Genomic DNA, 8118 nt, shown 5'->3' with positions numbered 1-8118 from the left:
CCGCCAAGCCAGCGCCTGTTCCGGCGCCTGCTCCAGTGGCCAAGCCTGCACCAGCGCCAGCCAAGCCAGCCGTTGCTGCGGCGACCAAGCCTGTCGAGAAACCGGCTCCGGTGGCCAAGGCTGCTGGCGGTACCTGGTACGCCGGTCAGGCGCCGGGCAACTACGTGGTGCAAATCCTCGGCACCAGCTCCGAAACTGCCGCACAAAGCTTCGTCAAGGAGCAGGGCGGCGAGTACCGTTATTTCAAGAAAGTCCTCAATGGCAAGCCGCTTTACGTGATCACCTACGGCAACTTCGCCAATCGTGATGCAGCCGTTTCCGCCATCAAGGCCTTGCCAGCGAAGGTTCAGGCTGGTAAACCTTGGCCTCGCACTGTCGCCAGCGTCCAACAGGAACTGGCAACAACTCGCTGAAGATTCGGCGGCCTTACCCAGGCCGCCTCTCCAAGCACCTCAAAATTTCTACAAGTGCGCGCTGCCCTCCGGGCCGCGTGCCTTGTGGTGTCTGCGTCACAGTAGTCTTTGAGTCGTTGCGGTCAAAATTAAAAAAAGTTTTGACTAGCACAGCAGATCGCTTTAAACCTTTCACAAATGCGACATAGATTTGCGACATTTCGTCGTCAAATTTGTGAGGCCAAGTGTCGGTGTGTACAATGACCTCCCTTTTGCCCCCGCAAAGCTGGCGAACGTTCAGCGTGGATGGCAAGTGGTTGAATTGAAAAGAAATTTGCCTCGATCAGAGGCAGCCTGGTGAGAAAGTGTCTATGAAAGCAGGTCTGTACCAACCAGATGAATTCAAGGATAACTGCGGTTTCGGCCTGATAGCCCATATGCAGGGCGAGCCCAGTCATACCCTTTTGCAAACGGCCATTGAGGCCCTGACCTGCATGACCCACCGCGGTGGGATTAATGCCGACGGCAAGACCGGTGACGGTTGCGGTCTGCTGATTCAAAAACCGGACGTGTTCCTGCGAGCCATCGCCCAGGAAACCTTCGGCGTCGAAATGCCCAAGCAGTACGCTGTAGGCATGGTTTTCTTCAACCAGGACCCGGTCAAAGCCGAAGCCGCTCGCGAGAACATGAACCGCGAGATCCTGGCCGCCGGCCTGCAGTTGGTCGGCTGGCGCAAAGTGCCGATCGACACCAGCGTCCTCGGCCGCCTGGCCCTTGAGCGCCTGCCGCAGATCGAGCAAGTGTTCATCGGCGGTGAAGGCCTGAGCGATCAGGACATGGCCGTCAAGCTGTTCACCTCCCGTCGTCGCTCGTCCGTGGCCAACGCCGCCGACGTCGATCACTACGTGTGCAGCTTTTCGCACAAGACCATCATTTACAAAGGCCTGATGATGCCGGCGGATTTGACCGCCTTCTATCCGGACCTGAGCGATGAGCGCCTGCAAACCTCGATTTGCGTGTTCCACCAGCGCTTCTCCACCAACACCCTGCCGAAATGGCCGTTGGCCCAACCGTTCCGCTTCCTGGCGCACAACGGCGAGATCAACACCATCACCGGCAACCGCAACTGGGCCGTGGCCCGTCGCACCAAGTTCACCAACGACTTGATGGACCTGGAAGAACTCGGCCCGCTGGTCAACCGTGTCGGTTCCGACTCCTCGAGCATGGACAACATGCTGGAGCTGATGGTCACCGGTGGCATCGACCTGTTCCGTGGTGTGCGGATGATCATTCCGCCTGCGTGGCAGAACGTCGAGACCATGGACCCGGACCTGCGCGCGTTCTACGAATACAACTCGATGCACATGGAGCCGTGGGACGGCCCGGCCGGCGTGGTCATGACCGACGGTCGCTACGCGGTATGCCTGCTCGACCGTAACGGTCTGCGTCCGGCGCGTTGGGTCACCACCAAGAACGGCTTCATCACCCTGGCCTCGGAAATCGGTGTCTGGAACTACCAGCCTGAAGACGTGATCGCCAAGGGCCGTGTCGGCCCTGGCCAGATCTTTGCCGTGGACACCGAAACCGGTCAGATCCTCGACACCGACGCGATCGACAACCGTTTGAAGTCCCGTCATCCGTACAAGCAATGGCTGCGCAAGAATGCCCTGCGCATCCAGGCGACCATGGAAGACAACGACCACGGTTCGGCGTTCTACGATGTCGACCAGCTCAAGCAATACATGAAGATGTACCAGGTCACGTTCGAAGAGCGCGATCAGGTGCTGCGTCCGCTCGGCGAGCAAGGCTACGAAGCCGTGGGCTCGATGGGCGACGATACGCCGATGGCCGTGCTGTCCCAGCGCGTGCGCACGCCATACGACTATTTCCGCCAGCAGTTCGCGCAGGTCACCAACCCGCCGATCGACCCGCTGCGCGAAGCCATCGTCATGTCGCTGGAAATCTGCCTCGGTGCCGAGCGCAACATCTTCCAGGAGTCGCCGGAACACGCTTCGCGCGTGATCCTCAGCTCGCCGGTCATTTCACCGGCCAAGTGGCGCTCGCTGATGAACCTCGATCGTCCGGGCTTCGAGCGCGCGATCATCGACCTCAACTACGACGAAAGCGTCGGCCTGGAAGCGGCAATCCGCAACGTTGCCGATCAGGCTGAAGAAGCCGTGCGCTCCGGTCGTACCCAGGTAGTGCTGAGTGACCGTCACATCGCCCCGGGCAAGTTGCCGATCCACGCCTCTCTGGCTACCGGTGCGGTGCACCATCGCCTGACCGAAAAGGGCCTGCGCTGCGACTCCAACATCCTGGTGGAAACCGCAACCGCACGCGATCCGCATCACTTCGCCGTGTTGATCGGTTTCGGCGCCTCTGCCGTTTATCCGTTCCTGGCTTATGAAGTGCTGGGCGACCTGATCCGTACCGGTGAAGTGCTGGGCGACCTCTATGAGGTGTTCAAGAACTACCGTAAAGGCATCACCAAGGGCTTGCTCAAGATCCTGTCGAAGATGGGCATCTCGACCATCACCTCCTATCGCGGAGCACAACTGTTCGAAGCGATCGGCCTGTCCGAGGAAGTCTGCAACCTGAGCTTCAAGGGCGTACCGAGCCGCATCAAGGGTGCGCGTTTCGTCGACATCGAAGCCGAGCAGAAAGCGCTGGCCACCGAAGCCTGGAGCCCGCGCAAGCCGATCCAGCAAGGCGGTCTGCTGAAGTTCGTCCACGGTGGCGAGTACCACGCCTACAACCCGGACGTGGTCAACACCCTGCAGGCCGCTGTGCAGCAGGGCGACTACAGCAAGTTCAAGGAATACACGTCGCTGGTGGACAACCGTCCGGTGTCGATGATCCGCGACCTGCTGAAAGTCAAAACCCTGGACACGCCGCTGGACATCAGCGAAATCGAACCGCTGGAGTCGGTGCTCAAGCGCTTCGACTCCGCCGGTATTTCGCTGGGCGCCCTGTCGCCGGAAGCTCACGAAGCCCTGGCCGAAGCCATGAACCGCCTTGGTGCGCGTTCCAACTCCGGTGAAGGCGGCGAAGACCCGGCGCGCTACGGCACCATCAAAAGCTCGAAAATCAAGCAGGTTGCCACCGGTCGTTTCGGTGTAACCCCGGAATACCTGGTCAACGCTGAAGTGCTGCAGATCAAGGTCGCCCAAGGCGCCAAGCCAGGCGAGGGCGGTCAACTGCCCGGCGGCAAGGTCAACGGCCTGATCGCCAAGCTGCGTTATGCAGTGCCGGGCGTGACCCTGATTTCGCCGCCGCCGCACCACGACATCTACTCGATCGAAGACTTGTCGCAGCTGATTTTCGATCTGAAACAAGTCAACCCGCAGGCGCTGGTGTCGGTGAAGCTGGTAGCGGAAGCAGGCGTCGGCACCATCGCCGCCGGTGTGGCCAAGGCCTACGCGGACTTGATCACCATCTCCGGCTACGACGGCGGTACCGGTGCATCGCCGCTGACCTCGATCAAATATGCGGGCGCTCCGTGGGAACTCGGCCTGGCCGAAACCCACCAGACCCTGCGCGGCAACGACCTGCGCGGCAAAGTCCGGGTACAGACCGACGGCGGCCTGAAAACCGGCCTCGACGTGATCAAGGCGGCCATCCTCGGCGCTGAAAGCTTCGGCTTCGGCACCGCGCCAATGATTGCCCTGGGCTGCAAATACCTGCGTATCTGCCACCTGAACAACTGCGCCACCGGCGTGGCGACCCAGAACGAGAAGCTGCGCAAGGATCACTACATCGGTACCGTCGACATGGTGGTGAATTTCTTCACCTACGTCGCCGAAGAAACCCGTGAGTGGCTGGCCAAGCTGGGCGTGCGCTCCCTCGAAGAGCTGATCGGCCGGACCGATCTGCTGGAAGTTCTCGAAGGCCAGACCGCCAAGCAGCATCACCTTGACCTGACCCCGTTGCTGGGCAGCGACCACGTACCGGCGGACAAACCGCAGTTCTGTGGCGTAGACCGCAACCCGCCGTTCGACAAAGGCCTGCTGGCCGAGAAAATGGTCGACATGGCCACCTCGGCGATCAACGACCTGAGCGGCGCCGAGTTCGCCCTGGACATCTGCAACTGCGACCGTTCCATCGGTGCGCGGATCTCCGGCGAAATCGCGCGCAAGCACGGCAACCAGGGCATGGCCAACGCGCCGATCACGTTCCGCTTCAAAGGCACGGCCGGGCAGAGCTTCGGCGTGTGGAACGCCGGCGGCCTGAACATGTACCTGGAAGGCGACGCCAACGACTATGTCGGCAAGGGCATGACCGGCGGCAAGCTGGTGATCGTTCCGCCAAAGGGCAGCGTCTACCGTACCCAGGACAGTGCCATCATCGGTAACACCTGCCTGTACGGCGCCACCGGCGGCAAGCTGTTCGCCGCCGGCACCGCGGGTGAGCGCTTCGCTGTGCGTAACTCCGGTGCCCACACTGTCGTGGAAGGCACTGGCGATCACTGCTGCGAGTACATGACCGGTGGTTTCGTCTGCGTATTGGGCAAGACCGGTTATAACTTCGGCTCTGGCATGACCGGCGGTTTCGCCTACGTGCTCGACCAGGACAACTCCTTCGTTGACCGGGTCAACCACGAACTGGTGGAAATCCAGCGGATCAGCGGCGAGGCGATGGAAGCCTACCGCAGCCATTTGCAACGCGTGCTGAACGAGTACGTCGAGGAAACCGACAGCGAGTGGGGTCGTGAACTCGCCGAGAACCTCGATGATTACGTGCGCCGTTTCTGGTTGGTCAAGCCAAAGGCTGCCTCCCTGAAATCGTTGCTTTCCAGCACCCGTGCCAACCCGCAGTGATATGCGCCTGAAGAGTTTGATGAGGTTTTAAAATGGCTGAACGTCTGAATAATGACTTCCAGTTCATCGAGGTCGGGCGCAAGGATCCGAAGAAGAAACTGTTGCGTCAACGCAAGAAAGAGTTCGTGGAAATCTACGAACCGTTCAAACCCCAGCAGTCGGCCGACCAGGCCCACCGCTGCCTGGGTTGCGGTAACCCCTATTGCGAATGGAAGTGCCCGGTGCACAACTTCATTCCCAACTGGCTCAAATTGGTGGCCGAGGGCAATATCCTCCAGGCCGCCGAGCTGTCGCACCAGACCAACACCCTGCCGGAAGTCTGCGGCCGGGTGTGCCCGCAGGACCGTCTGTGCGAGGGTGCCTGCACCCTCAACGACGGCTTCGGCGCGGTGACCATCGGTTCGGTGGAGAAGTACATCACCGACACCGCGTTCGCCATGGGCTGGCGCCCGGACATGTCCAAGGTCAAGCCGACCGGCAAGCGTGTCGCGATCATCGGCGCGGGCCCGGCGGGCCTGGGCTGTGCCGACGTGCTGGTGCGCGGCGGCGTGACCCCGGTGGTGTTCGACAAGAACCCGGAAATCGGCGGTCTGCTGACCTTCGGCATCCCTGAGTTCAAGCTGGAAAAGACCGTGTTGAGCAATCGTCGCGAAGTCTTCACCGGCATGGGCATCGAGTTCCGCTTGAACACCGAGGTGGGCAAGGACGTGACCATGGAGCAACTGCTCGAAGAATACGATGCCGTATTCATGGGCATGGGCACCTATACCTACATGAAGGGCGGCTTTGCCGGTGAGGACCTGCCGGGCGTCTATGACGCGCTGGACTTCCTGATCGCCAACGTCAACCGCAACCTGGGCTTTGAAAAGTCGCCGGAAGATTTCGTCGACATGAAAGGCAAGAAGGTCGTGGTTCTGGGCGGTGGCGACACGGCGATGGACTGCAACCGTACTTCGATCCGCCAGGGCGCCAAGTCGGTGACCTGTGCTTATCGTCGTGACGAAGCGAACATGCCGGGCTCGCGCAAAGAGGTGAAGAACGCCAAGGAAGAAGGCGTGAAGTTCCTCTACAACCGCCAGCCGATTGCCATTGTCGGTGAAGACAAGGTCGAAGGCGTGAAGGTGGTCGAGACCCGTCTCGGCGAACCGGACGCCCGTGGCCGTCGCAGCCCTGAGCCGATCCCGGGCTCCGAAGAGATCATCCCGGCCGACGCCGTGGTCATCGCTTTCGGTTTCCGCCCGAGCCCGGCGCCGTGGTTCGAGCAGTTCGAGATCCAGACCGACAGCCAGGGCCGCGTCGTGGCACCGGAGCAAGGTCAGTACAAGCACCAGACCAGCAACCCGAAAATCTTCGCCGGTGGCGACATGGTTCGCGGGTCTGACCTGGTGGTGACGGCGATCTTCGAAGGCCGCAATGCGGCGGAAGGGATCCTGGATTACCTGGGCGTCTAACCGCGATCCTGAGCTGAAATGCAGTAAAGCTGTGGGAGCGGGCTTGCTCGCGAAGAGGGAGTGTCAGTCGACAGATTTTTTGTCTGACACACCGAATTCGCGAGCAAGCCCGCTCCCACATTGGTTTTGTGGTGTTGCGAAGACCGGTGTTTCTCCGCGATAAATTGACCCGATAGACAAAAGGCTGACCTGCATTCGTGCCTTTTGCGTCTAGCTCTGAGAAAATGCCCTCACTTTTTTTCCGGATGCCGACATGACTGCCCTGAAGAACGACCGTTTCCTGCGCGCCCTGCTCAAGCAACCCGTAGACGTCACCCCTGTGTGGATGATGCGTCAAGCCGGTCGCTACCTGCCTGAATACCGCGCCAGCCGCTCCAAGGCCGGCGACTTCATGAGCCTGTGCATGAACCCGGCGTTCGCTTGCGAAGTCACGATGCAGCCGTTGGACCGCTATCCGCAACTGGACGCGGCCATCCTCTTTTCCGACATCCTGACCATCCCCGATGCCATGGGTCAGGGTCTGTACTTCGAAAGCGGCGAAGGTCCGCGCTTCAAGAAAGTCGTCAGCACCCTGGCCGACATCGAAGCCCTGCCGATTCCCGATCCGCAGAAAGACCTGGGTTACGTGATGGACGCGGTCAGCACCATCCGCCGAGAACTGAACGGCCGTGTGCCGCTGATCGGCTTCTCCGGCAGCCCATGGACACTGGCCACCTACATGGTCGAAGGCGGCTCGTCGAAAGACTACCGCAAGACCAAAACCATGCTCTACGACAACCCGCAAGCCTTGCACCTGCTGCTGGACAAGCTCGCGCAGACCGTCACCAGCTACCTCAACGGACAGATCATGGCCGGCGCGCAAGCGGTGCAGATCTTCGACAGTTGGGGCGGCGCCCTCTCGGCGGCGGCGTACCAGGAGTTCTCCCTGGCCTACATGAAGAAAATCGTCAGCGGCCTGATCCACGAGCACGAAGGCCGCAAGGTGCCGGTGATCCTGTTCACCAAGAGCGGCGGCCTGTGGCTGGAAAGCATCGCCGACGCCGGTGCTGATGCACTGGGCCTGGACTGGACCTGCGACATCGGCAGCGCCCGCGCCCGTGTCGGCGACAAGGTCGCACTGCAAGGCAACATGGACCCGGCCGTGCTCTACGCCAAACCGGAAGCCATTCGCGCTGAGGTCGGGCGCATTCTGGCCAGCTACGGCAAGGGCAGCGGCCACGTGTTCAACCTCGGCCATGGCATCACGCCGGAAGTCGACCCGGAACATGCTGGCGCCTTCCTGCGTGCCGTGCATGAGTTGTCGGCGCAGTATCACGAGTGATCAGCACCCAATAAAAACGCCCGGCAAATGCCGGGCGTTTTTGTATGCGCAGATCGAAATGTGGGGGGGGGGGGGGGGGGGGGGGCGGCGCGCGGGGGTGGGGAGAAGGGTTGAAGGGGCGGGCCGCCACCGCCGCC

Annotated in this window: 4 protein-coding genes; all 4 read left to right on the top strand. The window is 61.2% G+C overall.

The window, feature by feature from the left end:
* On the top strand, positions 1–413 hold a 413-nt coding region (locus ACCD00_RS29325), incomplete at its 5' end, for an SPOR domain-containing protein (protein ID WP_413428715.1).
* A 350-nt stretch (positions 414–763) separates the two neighbouring features.
* The gene (gltB, locus tag ACCD00_RS29320) at positions 764–5209 is read left to right on the top strand and encodes a glutamate synthase large subunit (RefSeq protein WP_413428714.1); all 4446 of its coding nucleotides are present in this window, start codon (positions 764–766) and stop codon (positions 5207–5209) included.
* Positions 5210–5241: 32 nt separating this feature from the next.
* Positions 5242–6660: an FAD-dependent oxidoreductase gene (locus ACCD00_RS29315; protein WP_007975602.1), complete on the top strand. Its 1419-nt coding sequence runs from the start codon at positions 5242–5244 to the stop codon at positions 6658–6660.
* A 253-nt stretch (positions 6661–6913) separates the two neighbouring features.
* Positions 6914–7981 carry a uroporphyrinogen decarboxylase gene (hemE, locus tag ACCD00_RS29310; RefSeq protein ID WP_413428713.1) on the top strand — a complete coding sequence of 356 codons (1068 nt, stop codon included), beginning with the start codon at positions 6914–6916 and terminating at the stop codon, positions 7979–7981.
* Positions 7982–8118 lie beyond the last annotated feature (137 nt).

This window comes from Pseudomonas sp. Pseusp3 (assembly GCF_047304225.1).
Classification (GTDB): Bacteria; Pseudomonadota; Gammaproteobacteria; order Pseudomonadales; family Pseudomonadaceae; genus Aquipseudomonas; species Aquipseudomonas fluorescens_CD.
The sequence above is the reverse complement of the archived record's forward strand: the minus strand, read 5'-3'. Positions and strand labels throughout refer to the sequence as shown.